General features: G+C 31.9%; 17 protein-coding genes. 12 read left to right on the top strand and 5 right to left on the bottom strand.

Annotation, left to right across the window (positions count from 1 at the left end):
- A complete protein-coding gene (locus tag M2326_RS01205) occupies positions 1 to 783 on the top strand; it encodes a glycosyltransferase family 2 protein (RefSeq protein WP_264617734.1) in 783 nt (260 codons plus the stop codon).
- On the opposite strand, the gene M2326_RS01200 is transcribed toward M2326_RS01205, so the two are convergent.
- Positions 758 to 2077: a phenylacetate--CoA ligase family protein gene (locus M2326_RS01200; protein ID WP_264617733.1), complete on the bottom strand. Its 1320-nt coding sequence runs from the start codon at positions 2075 to 2077 to the stop codon at positions 758 to 760. The two genes, M2326_RS01205 and M2326_RS01200, sit on opposite strands and share 26 nt — an antisense overlap.
- 236 nt (positions 2078 to 2313) lie before the next feature.
- Between M2326_RS01200 and purD the strand changes: the two genes are divergently transcribed.
- A complete protein-coding gene (purD, locus tag M2326_RS01195) occupies positions 2314 to 3588 on the top strand; it encodes a phosphoribosylamine--glycine ligase (RefSeq protein WP_264617732.1) in 1275 nt (424 codons plus the stop codon).
- A 48-nt stretch (positions 3589 to 3636) separates the two neighbouring features.
- On the opposite strand, the gene M2326_RS01190 is transcribed toward purD, so the two are convergent.
- Positions 3637 to 3867 carry a DUF6341 family protein gene (locus M2326_RS01190; protein ID WP_264617731.1) on the bottom strand — a complete coding sequence of 77 codons (231 nt, stop codon included), beginning with the start codon at positions 3865 to 3867 and terminating at the stop codon, positions 3637 to 3639.
- Positions 3868 to 3999: 132 nt separating this feature from the next.
- On the opposite strand from M2326_RS01190, the gene M2326_RS01185 reads away from it, so the two are divergent.
- Positions 4000 to 4929, top strand: coding sequence for a DUF6427 family protein (locus M2326_RS01185; protein ID WP_264617730.1), 930 nt, complete (start codon positions 4000 to 4002; stop codon positions 4927 to 4929).
- Here the strand turns inward: M2326_RS01185 and upp are convergent.
- Entirely contained in the window at positions 4924 to 5577 is a 654-nt protein-coding gene (gene upp / locus M2326_RS01180) for a uracil phosphoribosyltransferase (RefSeq protein ID WP_264617729.1), read from the bottom strand. The genes M2326_RS01185 and upp overlap by 6 nt on opposite strands.
- A 98-nt stretch (positions 5578 to 5675) precedes the next feature.
- On the opposite strand from upp, the gene M2326_RS01175 reads away from it, so the two are divergent.
- Together M2326_RS01175 and M2326_RS01170 are read left to right on the top strand one after the other, a co-directional pair.
- Positions 5676 to 6281 (top strand): DUF4254 domain-containing protein, encoded by a 606-nt coding sequence (locus M2326_RS01175; RefSeq protein WP_264617728.1) that lies wholly within the window; start codon positions 5676 to 5678, stop codon positions 6279 to 6281.
- Positions 6282 to 6324: 43 nt separating this feature from the next.
- On the top strand, positions 6325 to 7332 hold the full coding sequence (locus M2326_RS01170; protein WP_264617727.1) for a glycosyltransferase family 9 protein: 1008 nt from the start codon (positions 6325 to 6327) through the stop codon (positions 7330 to 7332).
- 69 nt (positions 7333 to 7401) lie between these two features.
- Here M2326_RS01170 and trpS read toward each other — a convergent pair whose 3' ends face one another.
- Positions 7402 to 8376: a tryptophan--tRNA ligase gene (trpS, locus tag M2326_RS01165; protein WP_264617726.1), complete on the bottom strand. Its 975-nt coding sequence runs from the start codon at positions 8374 to 8376 to the stop codon at positions 7402 to 7404.
- A gap of 201 nt (positions 8377 to 8577) precedes the next feature.
- Between trpS and M2326_RS01160 the strand changes: the two genes are divergently transcribed.
- Positions 8578 to 9342, top strand: coding sequence for a lysophospholipid acyltransferase family protein (locus tag M2326_RS01160; RefSeq protein ID WP_264617725.1), 765 nt, complete (start codon positions 8578 to 8580; stop codon positions 9340 to 9342).
- 58 nt (positions 9343 to 9400) lie between these two features.
- Here M2326_RS01160 and recA read toward each other — a convergent pair whose 3' ends face one another.
- The gene (gene recA, locus M2326_RS01155) at positions 9401 to 10408 is read right to left on the bottom strand and encodes a recombinase RecA (protein WP_264617847.1); all 1008 of its coding nucleotides are present in this window, start codon (positions 10406 to 10408) and stop codon (positions 9401 to 9403) included.
- Positions 10409 to 10754: 346 nt separating this feature from the next.
- Between recA and M2326_RS01150 the strand changes: the two genes are divergently transcribed.
- The 6 genes from M2326_RS01150 to M2326_RS01125 all read left to right on the top strand — a co-directional run bounded on the left by M2326_RS01150 (position 10755) and on the right by M2326_RS01125 (position 18799).
- On the top strand, positions 10755 to 11552 hold the full coding sequence (locus M2326_RS01150; protein WP_264617724.1) for a type II toxin-antitoxin system antitoxin SocA domain-containing protein: 798 nt from the start codon (positions 10755 to 10757) through the stop codon (positions 11550 to 11552).
- Entirely contained in the window at positions 11549 to 11902 is a 354-nt protein-coding gene (locus M2326_RS01145; protein ID WP_264617723.1) for a hypothetical protein, read from the top strand. Before M2326_RS01150 ends, M2326_RS01145 begins: the two co-directional genes overlap by 4 nt.
- A 339-nt stretch (positions 11903 to 12241) precedes the next feature.
- Complete coding sequence (locus tag M2326_RS01140) at positions 12242 to 13189, top strand: hypothetical protein (protein WP_264617722.1); 948 nt, start codon at positions 12242 to 12244, stop codon at positions 13187 to 13189.
- Positions 13190 to 13251: 62 nt separating this feature from the next.
- Positions 13252 to 15354, top strand: a complete 2103-nt coding sequence (locus M2326_RS01135; RefSeq protein WP_264617721.1) for a tellurite resistance TerB C-terminal domain-containing protein — start codon at positions 13252 to 13254, stop codon at positions 15352 to 15354.
- Positions 15351 to 16664 (top strand): ATP-binding protein, encoded by a 1314-nt coding sequence (locus tag M2326_RS01130; RefSeq protein ID WP_264617720.1) that lies wholly within the window; start codon positions 15351 to 15353, stop codon positions 16662 to 16664. Before M2326_RS01135 ends, M2326_RS01130 begins: the two co-directional genes overlap by 4 nt.
- Positions 16664 to 18799, top strand: coding sequence for a DEAD/DEAH box helicase (locus tag M2326_RS01125; protein ID WP_264617719.1), 2136 nt, complete (start codon positions 16664 to 16666; stop codon positions 18797 to 18799). The genes M2326_RS01130 and M2326_RS01125 overlap by 1 nt, the downstream gene beginning before the upstream one ends.
- The last annotated feature ends 268 nt before the right edge of the window (positions 18800 to 19067 follow it).

The raw sequence follows: 19067 nt of genomic DNA, 5'->3' as shown, positions 1-19067 counted from the left end.
ATGGAAAATTCATTGGTGTCTATCCTAATTCCTACTTTCAACTCTGAAAAATTTATTGCCGATGCTCTTTTATCGGTACAAAACCAAACGTTTCAAAATTGGGAAATTATTATCGTTGATGATGCCTCTACAGATCAAACGGTAGCTCTAATTTCAAAAATAGCCCAATCTGATGCTAGGATCAAGTGGTTTCAACTTTCTAAAAATTCAGGAACAGGTGTTGCTAGAAATACGGCTCTTATACATGCTACGGGCAGGTATATAGCCTTCTTGGATGCAGATGATTTATGGAAGCCGTATAAGCTTCAAAAGCAGCTCAATTTTATGCAAACCAATGCCATTCCATTTACTTTTTCAGCTTATGATTGTATGAATGAAGAAGGTGACTTACTAAATTTAAGCGTAGTTCCTCCTCAAAATTTATCCTATCGACAATTGTTTTTTTGCAATTACGTGGGTAACTTGACCGGGATTTATGACACAGATTTTTTTGGTAAAATTGAAATCTTATCCAAGCGCAAACGCCAAGATTGGATGCATTGGTTAACCCTTCTAAAAAAAATAAAAATGGCAAAGGCCGTTCCTGAAAGTCTAGCCATTTATAGAGTAAGAGCAAATTCAATTTCTGCATCAAAAATAGATTTGGTTAAACATAATTTTGCTGTATATAAGCAATATCACCGTTACAATTGGATTATGGCATTAAGCTGTATGATGATTTTTTTAGTTACACAATTAATGATAAAACCTTTTTACATCAAGAAAGTACCAGCTCAGACGTAAATTGCTTTAGTTTACCTCTTTGGGTTCTTTGTAGACATTGTTTTCGAATAAAATCAAACTTCAAGTGGGGTTCCAAATACAGTTCAATTGCTTTTTCAATTGTTATAATTTCAGTTTTTGTAAGTTCGTTTGCACTAACATATTCAATTGTAAAATTGTTAATTGTGGTTTGTTTGATTACAAATTCTTTTATATTTCCGCCATCTTCAATTATGCTTTTGGTCACGTAGTAAAATACTAATCCACCGGATTTTTTTCCACTCGGAAAGTGTACGATATCATTTGTCCGTCCAATTAATTGTTTTAAAATAGGCTTTTGAGGAGTACTTTTTTCATCCAACGTGCCTATATCTCCCAAATCATAACGTATAAAAGGATGTGCTTTATTGAATAGTGATGTCACAACAATGCGACCAGATTGACCGTATGGTACTATAGCATCGTGTTCATCCAAGATCTCAACAAATAGTGTTTCGGTATTGATTTGCCATTCTCCATTTTTATTTTCAAATGCAATCAAATCTAACTCAGAGGCTCCATATTCATTGACAATGGGGATTCCAAAATGTTTTTCTAGTAGAATTTTGTCAGTTTCAAAAAGCATTTCAGAGGTGACTATACATACTTTCAAACTAGGACAAACATCTTTTAAGACAAGCTCTTTTCTTTGTAAAAATTTAGCAAACAAAACAATGCTACTAGTGTAGCCATTGATATAGTCAAAGCGTTTTTGTTTGAATTGGATTAAAAATGCTTCTAATTTCTCGTCAGATAGATCAAAAACAGAAAACCGATAACGATTGCTCAAAAAATCCTTGAAACGTTCTTTGCTCCGGCCAAAAAAATCCTTTGGAATGCCGTAAAATCGAGCTTGATATGCACTGTTGAGGTTGATATTATGCCAGCCAAAACGCATGTAGTTGGATGCCCAAGTTAAGGCATGGCTGTACTTGTCCTTGGCAAAAACAAATGGGGTTCCGCTAGATCCAGAAGTTTTATTGACATAACTATTTTTTGAAGTAAACCCTTTTGAAAGTCTTGTTTGTAAAGATTGTTGAAGGTTGCTTTTATTCAAAATCGGAAGTGCCTCCCAGGTGGTGAATCCCGATTGTCCTAGTAAATTTTTATAAAATGAATTGTTTTGTAAATGGTAGTCAACAATAGCTTTTTTTTGACTTTCGATAAAAATAATTTTTTCATTTTTGGGTAAAGTGACTATTGTTTGCAAGTCACCCTTAGCCTTCTTTATTGGAAAGCGATTGAGTTGTAAGGATAAGTCAAAGAGAGAAAACATGAAACAATTTTTATCCAAAATTAATATTATACAGACAATTAAGCATATTCTAATGCATAATTTTTTAAATAAACATTAAAAAGTTATTGGCATTCTATCTCCATTCCTAAAAGGATTTTTAAGATTATCTGTTTAATTTAGTATTTAGTAATCATTATAATTGGTATTAGATTTAAAACCAATTATTTTTGCAGGATCATTTTAAGAATGAAATAATTTACTAAAAAAAAATACAGATGAATATTTTACTATTAGGTTCTGGAGGAAGAGAGCATGCTTTTGCTTGGAAAATGATTCAAAGTCCGCTTTGTGATACACTTTTTGTAGCTCCAGGAAATGCAGGAACAGCTTCTATTGCAACAAATGTAGCGATTAGTCCAACTGATTTTGAAGCCGTAAAAGCTTTGGTTTTGGACAAAAAAATTGAAATGGTTGTTGTAGGTCCAGAAGATCCATTAGTAAAAGGTATTTTTGATTTTTTTAAAAATGATAAAGCATTAAGTCAAATCCCGGTTATTGGTCCATCAAAATTGGGTGCTACACTAGAAGGAAGTAAAGAATTTGCCAAAGAATTTTTGGTAAAACACAATATTCCAACTGCTGCATATGATAGTTTTACAGCTGAGACTGTGGAACAAGGTTGTACATTTTTGGGAACTTTAAAGCCGCCTTTCGTATTGAAAGCTGATGGCTTGGCTGCTGGAAAAGGAGTTTTGATTATTCATGACCTAGCCGAAGCGCAAGAAGAATTGAGAAATATGCTAGTGGGTCAAAAATTTGGTGCTGCAAGTTCAAAAGTCGTTATCGAGGAGTTTCTAGACGGTATAGAATTGAGTTGTTTTGTACTTACCGATGGAAAAAACTATAAAATATTGCCAACTGCCAAAGATTACAAACGCATTGGCGAAGGAGACACAGGATTGAATACAGGTGGTATGGGAGCAGTTTCTCCAGTATCGTATGTTGACGCTGTGTTAATGGAAAAAATAGAAACACGTATTGTAAAACCTACCATTGAAGGTTTTCAAAAAGATGGTATTGAGTACAAAGGTTTTGTATTTATAGGTTTAATCAATGTCAATAATGAGCCAATCGTAATTGAATACAATGTTCGAATGGGTGATCCAGAGACAGAAGTTGTAGTACCAAGATTAAAAACAGATTTAGTAGCGTTATTTTTGGCTGTAGCCAATGAAAAGCTAGACGAAATTACGCTTGAAATAGATGAAAGAAGTGCAACAACAGTAATGCTTGTTTCTGGAGGATATCCTGAAGATTTTGAAAAAGGGAAAGTAATTACCGGACTAGAAAATGTAACTGATTCGATTGTTTTTCATGCAGGTACAAAACTTGATGGTGATACTGTATTGACCAATGGTGGTCGCATAATGGCAATTACTTCATACGGAGATAGTTTTCAAGAAGCTTTGAAAAAGTCGTATGCAAATGTGGATAAAATTCAATTTGAGAAAAAGAATTATAGAAGAGATATTGGAAACGATCTACTTTAAGGAATAAAAAAAATCCTCAATCTGTTGTAAAGATTGAGGATTTTGTTTTTATTTCAAGAATGAATGTGCTGTAGTATCTTGAGTTTCTGTTCCTGCTTGATCAAAAATTCTTAATTGTTTGACCCAGTAAACCAATGCAGCTGCACAAATTGCCATGAAAATCCAGTTAATAGTATTAGCACCAAACCAAGTTCTTAATTCAAGTGAACGTAAAAAATCTAAAGGAGCAAATAAGATGTTTACGAATAAGTATTGAATACCTTCTAAAAATGTTTTCATATCGATAAAATTATATTGTTTTATATTTTAATTCGTTTGTAAATATTTTTTTTAAAAGAATCTTTTTCAACTTAACCCTTTCCTTTTTAAACAAGTATTATATTTACAATCACAAAAGTATAAAATATCCTTATGATAACAAGCATTTTTAAGAAATCTACACCATTAAATTTTTCCTTGGTAGTAATTTTGATATTGGTTTTCTTTTCTATCTATCAAATTCAAGATGTTTTATGGGTAAATTCAACTATTTTAATCATAAAAAAGGTTGTAATATTATTTGCCATAGTGGCTTCAGTATTTATTACCAATTTCGTTACTAAGAAAAATGGACTTTCAAAAGATAGTTGTTATGCCATATTTTTTTATCTGTTGTTTTTTCTTTTTTTTCCAAGTTTATGGGATGACTTCAGACTTGTTTTTGCTAATCTTTTTGTATTATTAGCACTTCGACGTTTGATCTCATTACATTCTTTGAAAGCATCAAAAGAAAAAATATTTGATGCTTCGTTATGGATATTTGTAGCTTCTTTATTTCAGTTTTGGTGTATATTATACCTTGCTTTGGTTTTTATCTCTATAATATTTCATGTTGCTCGTGATTACAGAAACTGGTTTTTACCTTTTATAGCTTTGTTTACATCTGGGATAATGTTTTCGGTTGTCGCTATTTTACTCGATATTGATGTCATAACTTATATTGATAAAAGTATTTCTACAAGTTTTTCACTAGACTATTTTACCAATAATTATCAAAATGCGGCTTTATCTATTTATGCTACAATCGCTATGTTTTTTGTGATATCTGTATTTTTAACCTTTTCATCAAAACCAGTGATTACACATTCAACCTATAAAACGATTATAGCATCTTTTTTTATTGCAGTTATTATTTATATTGTTTCGCCTAATAAAAGTAATAATTTATTAATTTTCACAGTTGCTCCCTTGGCCATTATGGCGACCAATCACATCGAGATTCCACAGTTGAAGTTAAAGCAGGAAATGGTGTTGGGAGTTTTGATTCTATGTAGTCTGTTTGCTTTTTTCTCTCAACTATAACTTAGGGCCATAAGCTAGGTCTCCTGCATCTCCTAAGCCAGGTACAATATAAAAATGTTCGTTTAATCGCTCATCAATTGCAGCAACCCATAAGTGACAATTATCGGGTAATTCTTGTTCGAGAAGTGCAATTCCTTCTGGGGCAGCGATCACAACGGCAAGATGAATTTCTTTTGGATATCCTTTTTCAATTAATTTATTGAATACGGCTACAATAGATTGTCCCGTTGCTAACATTGGATCTACCAATAAAACATATTTGGAGGTGATGTCTGCAATAGCTTCATATTCTACTTTAATTTCAAAAGAATCACCTTCATCAGTAGGGTAACGTGCTGCCGAAATAAAACCATTTTCTGCCTCATCAAAATAATTCAATATTCCTTGATGAAAGGGAAGACTAGCTCTTAAAATAGAAGCCACAACGATAGGATGATTGATTTCACTAGTTTTTTTTGTTCCAAGTGGTGTTTGGATCTCTACAGCTTTATAGACTAAATCTTTACTGATTTCATAGGCCATAATTTCGCCAATACGTTCTATGTTACGGCGAAAACGCATACGGTCAGTATGGATGTTTACATTTCGTATTTGTCCTAGAAAATGATTTAAGACGCTATTTTTTTCAGATAAATGGTGAATTTGCATAGGTAAGAATGACTTTATAAAATTAGAATTAGAAAGTTCAAATGTAGTTTTTTTATAAAAGTATAAAAAGTATCTTTGTGACTATTAAATAAAAAGATATGTTTTCAAAACTAGCGTATTCCGTTTTCGAACAAAGTATAAAAGATTATCATGAATTTGATAATGTTGATCAGCCCATAAACAATCCTTTTCCAAAAGATCAATTTGAGCATTTGCTTTATTTGAAAAACTGGATTGATACCGTGCAATGGCATTATGAAGATATTATACGTGACCCCAATATCGACCCAGTAGCAGCATTGATCTTGAAGCGTAAAATTGATGCTTCCAACCAAGAGCGTACCGATATGGTTGAATATATTGATGGTTACTTTTTGCAAAAATACAGCAAAGTAGAAGCTAAAGTAGGTGCTAAAATTAACTCTGAAAGTCCAGCTTGGGCATTTGATAGGTTGTCAATTTTGGCTTTAAAAATCTATCATATGAACGAAGAGGCTACTCGTGCTGAAGCCTCACAAGAGCATAGAGACAAGTGTCAAGAAAAATTAAATATTCTTTTGGAACAAAGAACTGATTTATCAACTGCTATTGAAGATTTGTTGACGGATATTGAAAACGGAGAAAAATTCATGAAAGTGTACAAACAAATGAAAATGTACAATGATGATGAATTGAATCCTGTTTTGTACCAAGGAAAGAAGTAATTTGAGACAGGAATTGTCACAAAAGCCACAACATATAGCCGTCATGAGACTATCCGCAATGGGAGATGTCGCCATGACGGTACCTGTTTTACGCGCTTTGGTAACACAATATTCAGATGTGAAAATTACTGTAATTTCACGACCTTTTTTTAAACCTTTTTTTGATGAAATTCCTAATCTTAGTTTTTTTGCTTTCGACGAAAAAGAAAAACACAAAGGTTTTCTAGGTTTGGTGCAGTTGTATCGAGAATTAAGCGCTTTACAAATTGACGTTTTTGCCGATTTACACAATGTATTGCGTTCCAAGGTTGTTCGTACTTTATTCGCTTTAAGCAGGAAAACAGTCGCTGCTGTAAATAAAGGGCGTGTTGGAAAAAAAGCCCTTACACGAGCCGATAATAAAGTTTTTGAACCATTACCAACTATGTTCGAAAATCATCAGCAAGTTTTTCAAAAACTAGGTTTTACCATTGATCTCAAACAGCCAATTTTTCCAGAAAAAGCAATTTTAAGCGCCGATTTATTAAAAATGACACAAGGTGTTGAAAACTTAATCGGAATCGCTCCTTTTGCACAATACGCATCCAAGGTCTATCCTCTAGACTTGATGCAAGAAGTGATTAATGAATTGTCTAAAAATAAAGAAAATACCATATTACTTTTTGGAGGTGGAAAGTCAGAAATAGATATTTTAGATGCTTTTGCAAAAAATAAAACTAATGTCATCAATGTAGCAGGCAAAGTTAAATTTCAAGAAGAACTACAATTAATCAGTAATCTACAGGTCATGCTTTCTATGGATTCTGGTAATGCACATATAGCCGCCATGCTAGGAGTGAAGGTAGTTACACTTTGGGGAGCTACACATCCTTATGCTGGTTTTATGCCCTTCAATCAGCCGTTGAGCAATTCATTAATTCCGGATCGAAAGCAATATCCATTATTACCCACTTCGGTTTATGGTAATAAGATAGTTCCAGGTTATGAAGACGCTATGAGAACGATTTCAGTTCAAGAAGTGATAGACAAAATAAAAACCAATTTTAAGTAAAAAAAGCACAATTTGAATATTCAAAATCGTGCTTCTAAAATAATACTCTAAAGGTATTTGTGTTTGAAATTAGACCCCAAACCCTAATTTTTCTCTTACTCTTTTCAAAACACCTGTAGCCACTGCCGATGCTTTTTTGGCTCCGATTTCCAATAATGCATCTACCTCAAGAAGGTTATTCATGTAGTAGTTATATTTTTCTCTTTCGGTTTTGAATTTTTCTACAATCAATTCAAACAAAGCTTGTTTGGCATGACCGTAACCATAATTCCCGCCTTCGTAGTTGGCTCTCATTGTTGCAAGTTGTTCTTCGCTAGCTAATAGAGAATAGATTGCAAAACAGTTGCAAGTATCTGGATTTTTAGGCTCTTCAAGTGGGGTACTGTCGGTTTCAATAGACATGACTTGCTTGCGAAGTGTTTTATCGTCCAAAAAGATATTGATGAGATTATTGGCCGATTTGCTCATCTTACCACCATTTGTCCCTGGGATCAGCATACCATTTTCTTGGATCTTAGCTTCGGGTAAAACAAAAGTTTCTCCCATTTGATGGTTGAAACGCGAAGCTACATCACGAGTGATTTCAAGGTGCTGCAATTGATCTTTTCCTACCGGTACTATTTCGGCATCGTACAATAAAATATCGGCAGCCATAAGCATTGGATAACTAAATAATCCAGCATTTACATCATCCAATCGATCGGCTTTGTCTTTGAAAGAGTGTGCCAAAGTCAATCTTTGGAACGGAAAAAAGCAACTCAAATACCATGTTAATTCTGTGGTTTGTGGTACATCAGATTGTCTATAAAAAGTAACTTTATCAACATTCAAACCACAAGCAAGCCAAGCTGCAGCGGTACTGTAGGTATTGTTGCTTAAAGTTACACCATCTTTTATTTGAGTAATAGAATGCAAATCGGCTATAAACAAGAACGATTCGTTTTCTGGATTGTTTGATAATGCGATTGCAGGGATGATTGCTCCCAATAGATTGCCCAAATGTGGTGTTCCTGTACTTTGTACACCAGTAAGTATTTTTGCCATTATGTAATTTTCTGTATCGAATGATTTGTAAATAGTTATAATTTAGTAAAGAGAAAAAAAGGAGCTTAACTATAAAAGTCATTCACTCAGTGGCACTCTTATTTTACAAATAAAACGGTAATTGATTTTTTTAAATTCTAATTGTTCCCAAATTTAATTGTTTTTGGTAAAACTAACGTACTATTCCTTATTTTTGAGCTTATGAAAGGGATAAAAATTATTTTTTGGACACTTTGGAGGATTTGGTTTTATGTAGTAATGGCCATTCCTATCTTGATTATGTTTCCATTTTTGGTTCTTTCTATCCTTTCATACAAAGGATATCCATACTATTTTAAGATGGCCCGCATTTGGGCTAAGTTTATCCTTTTTTGTATGGGTTTTTATTATGTAGTCAAAAGAGATTACAAGTTAGATCCCAAAAAAAGCTATATGATTGTAGCCAATCATACCTCCATGACCGATATAATGTTGATGTTGGCTGTAGTAAAAAATCCTTTTGTTTTTGTAGGTAAACAAGAATTGGCAAAGATTCCGTTGTTTGGATTTTTCTATAAACGTACCTGTATTTTAGTAGATAGAAATTGTACTAAAAGTAAAAATGAGGTTTTCAAACAAGCTCAAATGAGATTAAGCAGAGGACTGAGTGTCTGCATTTTTCCAGAAGGTGGTGTTCCAGAGGATGAATCATTGGTATTAGACACTTTCAAAGATGGTGCTTTCCGCTTGGCGATAGAACATCAAATTCCAATTTTGCCCATTACTTTTGCCGACAATAAAAAACGATTTTCCTATTCTTTTTTCAGTGGTTCTCCAGGTATTATGCGTGCAAAAATTCATACTCCAATAGCAACTCAAGGAAAAATACCTTTGGATAGAAAATCCGTTCGAGAGCAAACTAGAGAGGTAATCTTAAATCAATTGATCGCTTACTCTTCCTCCAAGCAAGCTTACTTTAGAAAATAAAACATAAAAAATGCCCGAAATATCAATTTCGGGCATTTTCTATAATTATATAAGTTAGTTAAGCATCAGCCAATTCTTTAATTCTAGCTTTGATTTTTACTTCTAGTTCATCTGCCAATTCTGGGTTGTCTTTGATTAAAGTTTTCACTGCATCACGACCTTGACCCAATTTGGTTTCACCGTAGCTAAACCAAGAACCTGCTTTTTTCACGATTTCAAATTCAACGGCTAAATCTAATATTTCACCAGTTTTTGAAACTCCTTCACCATACATGATGTCAAATTCAGCTGTTCTAAAAGGTGGTGCAACTTTATTTTTAACGATTTTAACTTTCGTTCTGTTTCCAAGAACGTTGTCACCATCTTTAATTTGAGTAGAACGACGAATATCCAAACGTACCGAAGCGTAAAACTTCAAGGCGTTACCACCCGTAGTTGTTTCTGGATTCCCAAACATTACTCCAATTTTCTCTCTCAACTGGTTGATGAAGAAAACAGTACAGTTTGTTTTACTAATTGTTCCTGTTAATTTACGTAAAGCTTGAGACATCAAACGAGCATGTAATCCCATTTTGGAATCACCCATTTCGCCTTCAATTTCACTCTTTGGTGTCAAAGCAGCAACCGAGTCAATAACCACGATATCAATTGCCCCAGAACGAATTAAGTTCTCAGCAATTTCAAGGGCTTGCTCCCCGTTATCAGGTTGTGAGATGATTAAATTCTCAATATCAACGCCTAATTTTTCTGCATATCCTCTATCAAAAGCGTGCTCAGCATCAATAAAAGCAGCGATTCCGCCTGCTTTTTGAGCTTCAGCAATCGCATGAAGTGTCAAAGTTGTTTTACCAGAAGATTCTGGACCATAAATTTCAATGATACGACCTCTTGGGTAACCGCCTACTCCTAAGGCTAAATCGATACCCAAAGAACCTGAAGAAATGGTTTCGACTTCCACAATTGCTTTGTCCCCCATCTTCATCACCGTACCTTTTCCGTAGGTTTTGTCTAATTTATCAAGCGTTAATTGCAACGCTTTTAATTTGGCTTCTTTCTCTGAACTCATCGTCTCTTTTACCTTTTCTTTCATTAATTTGTGTTGTTTTTGCACTCTAATAAACTGACAATAAGGGTAATTGTAATGTCAATTTGGTTTTTATTTGTATCTAAAGTTCCGTAAAAATACTTCTTTTTTTGGTCTAAAAATTCAGTTTTAAGAATAAATTTTGTCTTTTTTTTTTAAAGCTATTCCTGCTCCCAATCGATAGGAAATGTCAAGGCTTAAAGGCAATTTGCAATTTCGATTAGAACTTTAACAGTTACAAAATATCAGTTTGTTCTATTTTGAATCAATGTTGCGTTCGTAATTAAAACATTTGTATATTTGTGAAGTAACTAAAGTAGTCAAAATCATGATGTTTCAAATTTCACAAGATCAAATAGGAAAACGAATTGTTGCGCTTAGAAAGAGAAAACAATTCTCTCAAGAAGATTTAGCGAAGCGAATAGGTATTTCTAGACCCTCTTTGACTCAAATTGAATTGGGGAAAAGAAGTCTGAATGTATTAGAGTTGCAAAAGTTTGCGCAAGTGCTCCACTTTTCTCTTGACGACTTTATGTCTGAAAATTTTTCAGTAGCAACTTCGATCAGTATTGAAGAAGTAGTAGAGGAAACGGTAGCCGAAAGAGTTTCTGTGCCTAAATTGAATGTTGGTAAAATGAAAAATATTTTGCTGTACATTTTGGAACACTGCGCAGGAAAACCCAATGTTGGGGAAACGGTCTTGTATAAGTTGCTCTATTTTTCAGATTTCAATTATTATGAATTGTATGAAGAGCAAATGACAGGGGCTACTTATAGAAAATTACCTTTTGGTCCAATTCCCCAAAATTTAGATAGCATTCTCAGTGACATGATTGAAAATAATCAGATTCAGTTATTGAAAATGGAGTATCACGGCTATCCACAAACCCGATATATCCCAATGCAAAAAGCCGATTTGACACTATTGATGGCAAGTGAAAAAGAGGTTATTGATAGAGTTGTTGAACAAATGAGTGATTGGTCGGCTACTGCGATAAGTAACTATGCCTATAAGGACATGCCGTGGTTGTTTTCAAAAGAAGGAGAAGACATCAATTATGAACTGGCTTTTTATCGTGAACTACCATTCTCAGTTAGGAACTACCAAGAAGAGGACGAGTTATGATAGTATTTGAAGAGATTGCTCCCTATAAAAAGGATTTTAAAAATCTTTTAAAGAAGTACCGAACCTTAGTTGATGATATTGAAACAGTAAAAAGTGTTTTAGAAATACTTCCTGAGGATAGACCACCTTTTAGTTACAGAATTGATAATCTAGGTATCGATGTATGTGTGATAAGAATAAAAAAGATTGCCTGTAAATCCTTGAAAGGAAAAGGGGTTAACTCAGGTCTACGATTGGTTTATGCGCATTTCAAGCAAGAAGAACGCATTGTATTTATTGAGCTTTATCACAAAAATGATAAAGAGAATGAGGACAGAGCGCGGATTTTGGAATATTTTGGGTCGGGATAATTCTTTTTCACATGGGTCTTTACCTATCAATATTAATCTAATTTAAAGTTGTTTGGATCTAATTATAGAGAAAGTTTGATAGAGATTTGAGGTAGTACCGTATAAGAATGCAATGAAGGGTTCTTGATTTGCAAAGAAATTTGGTCTAACTACGGAAAACCGTAATGATTATAATTTTGTTCACCATAAATTTGACGTAGTAATTTAAATTTTATCAATTCATTCAATAAAATAGATACAGTAGAATTTTTATAATAATTATTTTGTGGCATTTTGTTTATATATTTGAGATGCTTGTTGAGGTTTCTAGAGCTAAGAGCTAATTTTTAAAACGAACGAATGACTACATATAAAACATTAAGGGCTTATGAAGCAAATCAACGCCGGCAGGAGAAAGTACGTCAAAAAACGATAGAAACACAGAATGCTTATAAGGCAGTAAATGATTGGAAAAAAGTTATTTTAAATTTAAAAACAATCCACTTAAAATCTACTCCTCTAATTGATTGGCATAAAATTAAAAATACTGAAATGCCTAGTGAACCATTAAGAGAATATAAAAATGAAGATTTTGCTACGGATGAATTGGAAAATTTTAAACCTACTTTTTTTGATAAATTATTAGGCCTAGTTCCAAAGAAAATAAATAATCTTAACCAGCTTCTAGAGCAAGCAAAAGTTAAAGATTCAATTGAGAATGATGAAATTTACAATTTATATCAAATAAGTTTAAAAGACTGGCATAAATTAAATGAGATAAGTATTGGCGTGGTGAAAAATGATATTCAATCTTATAAGAAAGCTCTAGAATATTTTGATCCGTTTTCTGAAATGGAAGAGATTGGAAACCAGATTAAGATAAATATTGAAAATGATTTTATTGATATTGATTTGACAATTAACGGTATTGAAATAATACCTGACTATGAGTTAAAGCAAACATCAACAGGAAAATTATCTAGAACAAATATGCCAAAAACAAGATTTAATGAATTATATCAGCAACACGTTTGTAGTTGTTTACTAAGAGTTGCTAAGGAGGTATTTGCTCATTTACCCTATAAATATTCAAGAGTAAATGCAATTGCAAAAATTGTCAATTGTCAAAATGGAAAGGTCGAGAGAAAAGTAATACTTTCAGTGTTATTTAGCACGGATATAATGCAAAAAATAAATTTTGGATTGACCCAACCATTAGACAATATTCAGGCTTTTTCTAATGAAATGGTAATTCATAAAATTAATGGTTTTAGTCCAGTTAATAGAATAGAATTTAATCTTAGATAAAAAATAATGCAAGTTGTATAACTATGCGATTGGTAATCTGATTTACTGTAAAATTAAAAAAAATGATGACAATCTTAATAATTGCAATAATAATCTTTGTAATGTATATTATATTTAGTAATGATGAAAACTCCAAACAAAGCAATACTCATACTAATAAATATAACACCGATGATGTCTTTCGAAATGAAGTTTCCCAAATAAATAATAAGAACATTAAGGTTACTATTACCATCGGAAAACCTGTGAATTCATATGAAGCGGATGATTCAATCATAGATGTTACCGGGCAAAGTTCCAAAATAACTTCCAATATTACTTTAATTAGATATGCATTAGGTATTCCAAAATGGCCTATGCAATATTCATATGCCTATGCAAATATCAATGATACATCATTTAAACAGAAAGAATTCTATCGTATTTTTAAAGAAAGTTTTTTAAATTCTATCTATTTTGATTTAGAGAATAATATAAATTATGCTTTTGTTTTGTTAGATGATTTACAGAATGAATATTACAATCATAAAAATTTATCAAAATTAGAAAGTCAATTTGATACTTTAGGCAAATGTTATCCTGATACAAAAAGTAAGGCAAATTCTTTTCTGATAAAAAAAACAGAAAAGGATAATGGTTTTGAATTAAAGAAAGAATATTCAAATTCTAATGATAACTTTTATGATGAATATTGGCAACCAGGAGATAAATATAAAACCAAACTCAATCTAAATGTAGATGAAGTTAATCTTTTAAATAAATTCACAAATCCAAATGATAATTTTTGCAGCATAGAATTTTGTTTTTTGGAAGTATGCAAACTGTATTTAATTGTTTTTTCAGATTTAACAAAAAATTTAATTCGAAATAATAAATCCCTTGAAGAAGAATTGTCGTTAATGGCTGATATAATTGCTAGAAAGGATTTTAGATATAGAATGGGAAGTCAAAATTATAATTATTGTATAAAAAAAATAACGACTGATGAGTTTTATGTTCATATTTTTAAGAAATGTGACAAAGCTATTCGAGAATACTACGACATTAAAGGTAAAAGAAATACCGACACTTATTTTATTAATTCTGTTTATGACTCTCAATTTTATAATACCGTTATTTCTAAGATAGATGATTCAATAAGTTCTAAAATTTCAAACATTAATAAACCAACCGAAGAAATAGAGATTGAACTTAACTCTTATTTTACAACTCGATGGAGAGTTAAATATGATGATATAACAAGTAATTATGATAATGACACTAGCTATTTTGCTAAATCAATAAATGAACTCTTAAACTTCAATATTAAAAATTCTTCTATTCAAAATATTTATTTTGATGCCTCAAAATTTATTTGTAGAGTAGATAAAGAATTGTCAATTCAGTTTTACCTTAATTATTTGTATTATGATTTAAAATCTCCTATAATAAAAAACAAAAAACTTACTAAGTATATGCTCGGAAATTTATTTAATTCTAAAGAACAGTTGACAAATTTTGAAGCAATTGTAAAAGAATTAGTTGAAGATAAGGATTTAAATAAAGCACTACAACTAATTCCAGAAATTTATAAAATCAATCGAAAAAAAATACAGCTCAATAGAAAATTAACAGATGAAGTTATAGAGCAACATTCCGAAACAGCCGAACCCTTGAATGAATACTTAAAAGCCGATTTTGAAGAAGCCAAAAACACAATAAGCTATAAAGGTTTAGAGAAGCGATCAAAATCTGTTTCTAAAGAATATGAAGTTAAGAAAAAGAAAATACAACTTAATATCGCTTCAATAAATGAAGTTCAACAAAAACATTCTGAAACTGTCGAACTTTTGAACGAATATTTAAAAGATGATTTAGAAGACGAAAATAACATTATAAAATTAAAAGAAACAAAAAACGAAGAAATCCATCAATCCAATTTTTTAAGTGAATTAACTTTTACAGCAATACACGCAACTACATTAGAGCTATTTGTGAAAAGCAACTTTTCAGTATCTCAAACCGAACTGGAAGTGTTTGCCAAATCCAAAGGAGTTTTTAAAAACCAACTGATCGAAAGCATTAATGACATTTGTTATGACTTTTTGGACGATGTATTAATTGAGGAAGATGATGATTTTTATATTATAAACACAGACTATTTTCAAAAAATTTCTATAAAATGATAAAAAATATTAAACCTAAAGAAGCGACATCAATTATCAATTCATTAATTGGCGGTGTAGTTCCAAAAATTGGTGTGCAGCATATTGCAGTTGGCCGTTCAGAAGAAATTAATGCAGTTCTTACTGCCTTAGATGATGTCAAAAATGGTCATAGCATGGTAAAATTTTGGATTGGTGATTTTGGCTCAGGAAAATCCTTTATGCTTCACCTGCTAAATACTGTTGCCTTAAAGCAGAAATTTGTTGTAGCTAACGCAGATTTTACTCCGGATAATCGTTTGTATTCTAATGATGGAAAAGCGGTTGCTCTTTATACCGCTATTATGGATAATGTTTCCATTCAGACAAAGCCTGAAGGTGGAGCATTGCCAACACTATTAGAAAAATGGATTGAGCAGGTTGTTACTAAAACAGCTGAAGAAAATAATATTTCATTGACTGAAATTCGTAATGAAAATTATTTAAATATGATTCAGACTAATATTATGAAAACAATAAACGAAATTACTGACGTTGGTGGTTTTGATTTTGGATTGGTTGTAATGAAATATTATGAAGGTTATATTAAAGATGATGAACAATTACGAAGAAATGCCTTAAAATGGTTAAAGGGCGAATACAGAACCAAAACTGAAGCGAGGCAAGATTTAGGAATTAGAGAAATCATCAATGACTTGAATTATTATGATATGCTTAAAAATTTCTGTAAACTATTTGTTAGTATGGGGTACAGTGGTTTTATGGTTAATCTTGATGAAGCTATTAATCTATATAAAATTTCAAATTCTGCCATTAGAGAGAAAAATTATGAAAAAATATTAACCATTTACAACGACTGTTTTCAAGGAAAAGTAGCCAATTTATTTTTCAATTTTGCTGGTACAAAAGAAGTTTTAGAAAATCAACGCAAAGGTTTTTTTAGTTATGATGCCTTAAAAACAAGATTGGTAACCAATAAATACGAAACAGCAGAAATCCGAGATTTTGCACAACCAGTTATTCGTTTGCTCCCTTTGGATCATAATCAAATTTTTGTATTGCTAAAAAATTTAAAAGCAATATTTGATTACAATTACAAAACGGAATTGATAATCAATGATGATGATATTCAGAGATTTATGGAAGAATTATTCAACAAACCTGGGGCATCAGAATTTTTAACTCCTAGGGAAGTAATCCGAGATTTTTTAAACATACTAAATATCATCCGTCAAAACCCGTCAGTAGATAAGAATAAATTGTTTGGAGAAATTGAAATATCTGATGAAAGACCATCTGAATTCTCATTAGATAGTATTGAAGAACTATAATGGCGTTTGATCTACTTTCAGAACCAATACGAAAATTTATTCGTGATAAAGGGTGGGAACAATTGCGTCCAATTCAATCAGCTGCGATTTCAAGGATACTAACAACTGACGATAATTTCATTTTAGTATCGAGAACTGCGTCAGGTAAAACAGAGGCTGCTTTTTTGCCCATACTGTCAAAAGTTGACTTCAATGAGTCTGGTGTTCAAGTTCTATATATTTCGCCTTTAATTGCTCTAATAAATGATCAGTTTAACCGTGTAGAAGAACTTTGTAAAAATCTTGATGTAGATGTTGTAAAGTGGCATGGAGAGGCCAATAAAACTATTAAAGAAAGATTGTTAAAAAATCCTAGAGGGATTGTTCTGACAACTCCAGAATCTTTAGAAGCAATGTTTGTAAACAAACCTTTCAATGTAAAGCAATTGTTTTCAAATTTAAAATATGTCGTCATTGATGAAATACACTCATTTGTTGGTACAGATAGAGGCACTCAATTGCAATCAATATTATCACGGCTTGATAAAGTAAATTCCAAATCATTCAGTATAGTTGGATTATCTGCCACAATGAGTGAAGAAAACAAGTTTCTAGAAGTAAAAGAATTTACAGGAAATGTTGAAAAAACCAAAATATTAATTGATAGAACAAAAAAAGAAATCAACGCAATATTTAAATACTTTAAAAGTAAAAATACTGATTTGCCATTAGAACTTTTAAAAGATTTATACACTGAAACAAAAGATCATAAAGTATTAATTTTCCCTAACAGCAGAGGACGAGTAGAAGAGGTAGCCGTTAAGCTTAGAAAAATTTCTGAATTAGTTAAAGGTCATCCTAATTACTTTTCACATCATTCATCAGTTGATAGAGAAGTTCGGGAATATGTAGAATATTTTGCTAAAAATAACAATAGAAATAATTTTTGTATTTCATGTACATCAACTTTAGAATTAGGTATTGATATTGGAGCAGTTGACACAGTTGTTCAAATTGATGCAACAAATAGTGTTTCGTCATTAATTCAACGTGTGGGCAGAAGCGGCCGAAATGAAGGTGAGAGCAGTAATTTGTATTTATATGCCACAAATGAATGGAGTTTACTTCAATCTATAGCTTGTTGGTTGTTATTTGAAGAAGGTTATATTGAACCGCCACAGACAAATGAAAAGCCTTACGACATTTTAGTACATCAGGCTCTGTCAATAACCAAAGGATACTCAGGAATTAAAATTACTGATTTAATCAATCAGCTTCTTGAAAATTCTGCTTTTAAAAAAATTGAATTATTTGAAATAGAGGAAATTCTTGGTCATTTAATTGAAATAGACTTCCTTGAAAAAATCCAACAGGAAGTTATAATTGGAATAGAAGGTGAAAAAGTGGTTAACAGCCGCGAATTTTATAGCGTCTTTAAGACCGAAGAAAATTTTAAGGTTGTTAATGCTGGAAATAAAATTGGTGAAGTTCCCTTTTCTCCGCAAATTATTGAGGACGAAAATATTTTACTTTCGGCCAAAATTTGGAAGATTAAATATGTAGACCTCAAAGCAAAAAAAATTGAAGTAATTCCGGCTAGAGATGGAAAAAAACCAATGTTTTTTGGTAACAGTGGTGAAGTACACCATAAAATAAGAGAAAAAACACTTGAAATTCTTTATTCAGAAGTAAATTATGATTTTCTCGATGAACTCAGTTCTGATGAATTAGAAATAATACGAAAAGATTTTTCATTTTTTAAAATTCAAGATTTAGAATATGACCGTCCATTATTATCTTCCGATAAAAAAATAGAACTTTTTACCTTTACTGGAACACGAGTAAATAGAACCATTCAATTACTTTTGAATATAGCTGGAATAACAAATATGTTGGATGATGCGAGTAGTTCATTTTACATTCAAGTTGCAAAAAAAGAATTAATTTCTAAATGGAATTCTATATCCTTGCCATTAAGTGATATTGACCCACATATTTCTACTCTTTTAGATTCAAATCCCGTGCTATTAGATTTTTCTAAATGGGGAATTTATTTGCCTAAAAAGTATCAGGTTAAGCTTTTGAAGTATAAATATTTTGATATTAACCAGACATCAAAATTTGTGTCTAATATGAAATTAATAGAAAATGCTTGAATTCAACTTTTATTTCAACGTAGGCTGCTCTTACTTCTGTATGGGTTTAGAGAGTAGAAAAAACTAGTGCGACCTTGCTAATTTTTCAACACTATTTTTCGCAAAATAATTACAAATTTAAACAGCGTATTCCTTGTGAAATTATTCCTTTCGAGCAGGATTTTGCGTGAGGGATTGCAACGGCATCCTTTGTGGTTGCGATAGCAAACCACAAAGATATAGTGTAAAGCCCGACCCGTTTTTTCTACGGGTCACGCCCAAGAGGATA

Origin of the sequence: Flavobacterium psychraerolatum, from assembly GCF_025960985.1 — a bacterium.
In the GTDB taxonomy this organism is placed as follows: domain Bacteria; phylum Bacteroidota; class Bacteroidia; order Flavobacteriales; family Flavobacteriaceae; genus Flavobacterium.
Note: the sequence above shows the minus strand (reverse complement) of the source record. Positions and strands in the feature narration are given on the sequence as shown.

Bases quoted from the DNA above. Each gene is read 5' to 3' on its own strand.
- M2326_RS01175 (WP_264617728.1), top strand. From the start codon at position 5,676: ATGTTTTCAAAACTAGCGTATTCCGTTTTCGAACAAAGTATAAAAGAT.
- M2326_RS01125 (WP_264617719.1), top strand. From the start codon at position 16,664: ATGGCGTTTGATCTACTTTCAGAACCAATACGAAAATTTATTCGTGAT.
- M2326_RS01145 (WP_264617723.1), top strand. From the start codon at position 11,549: ATGATAGTATTTGAAGAGATTGCTCCCTATAAAAAGGATTTTAAAAAT.
- trpS (WP_264617726.1), bottom strand. From the start codon at position 8,376: ATGGCAAAAATACTTACTGGTGTACAAAGTACAGGAACACCACATTTG.
- M2326_RS01200 (WP_264617733.1), bottom strand. From the start codon at position 2,077: ATGTTTTCTCTCTTTGACTTATCCTTACAACTCAATCGCTTTCCAATA.
- M2326_RS01160 (WP_264617725.1), top strand. From the start codon at position 8,578: ATGAAAGGGATAAAAATTATTTTTTGGACACTTTGGAGGATTTGGTTT.
- purD (WP_264617732.1), top strand. From the start codon at position 2,314: ATGAATATTTTACTATTAGGTTCTGGAGGAAGAGAGCATGCTTTTGCT.
- recA (WP_264617847.1), bottom strand. From the start codon at position 10,408: ATGAGTTCAGAGAAAGAAGCCAAATTAAAAGCGTTGCAATTAACGCTT.
- M2326_RS01135 (WP_264617721.1), top strand. From the start codon at position 13,252: ATGATGACAATCTTAATAATTGCAATAATAATCTTTGTAATGTATATT.
- M2326_RS01185 (WP_264617730.1), top strand. From the start codon at position 4,000: ATGATAACAAGCATTTTTAAGAAATCTACACCATTAAATTTTTCCTTG.
- M2326_RS01140 (WP_264617722.1), top strand. From the start codon at position 12,242: ATGACTACATATAAAACATTAAGGGCTTATGAAGCAAATCAACGCCGG.
- M2326_RS01170 (WP_264617727.1), top strand. From the start codon at position 6,325: ATGAGACTATCCGCAATGGGAGATGTCGCCATGACGGTACCTGTTTTA.
- M2326_RS01150 (WP_264617724.1), top strand. From the start codon at position 10,755: ATGATGTTTCAAATTTCACAAGATCAAATAGGAAAACGAATTGTTGCG.
- M2326_RS01130 (WP_264617720.1), top strand. From the start codon at position 15,351: ATGATAAAAAATATTAAACCTAAAGAAGCGACATCAATTATCAATTCA.
- upp (WP_264617729.1), bottom strand. From the start codon at position 5,577: ATGCAAATTCACCATTTATCTGAAAAAAATAGCGTCTTAAATCATTTT.
- M2326_RS01190 (WP_264617731.1), bottom strand. From the start codon at position 3,867: ATGAAAACATTTTTAGAAGGTATTCAATACTTATTCGTAAACATCTTA.
- M2326_RS01205 (WP_264617734.1), top strand. From the start codon at position 1: ATGGAAAATTCATTGGTGTCTATCCTAATTCCTACTTTCAACTCTGAA.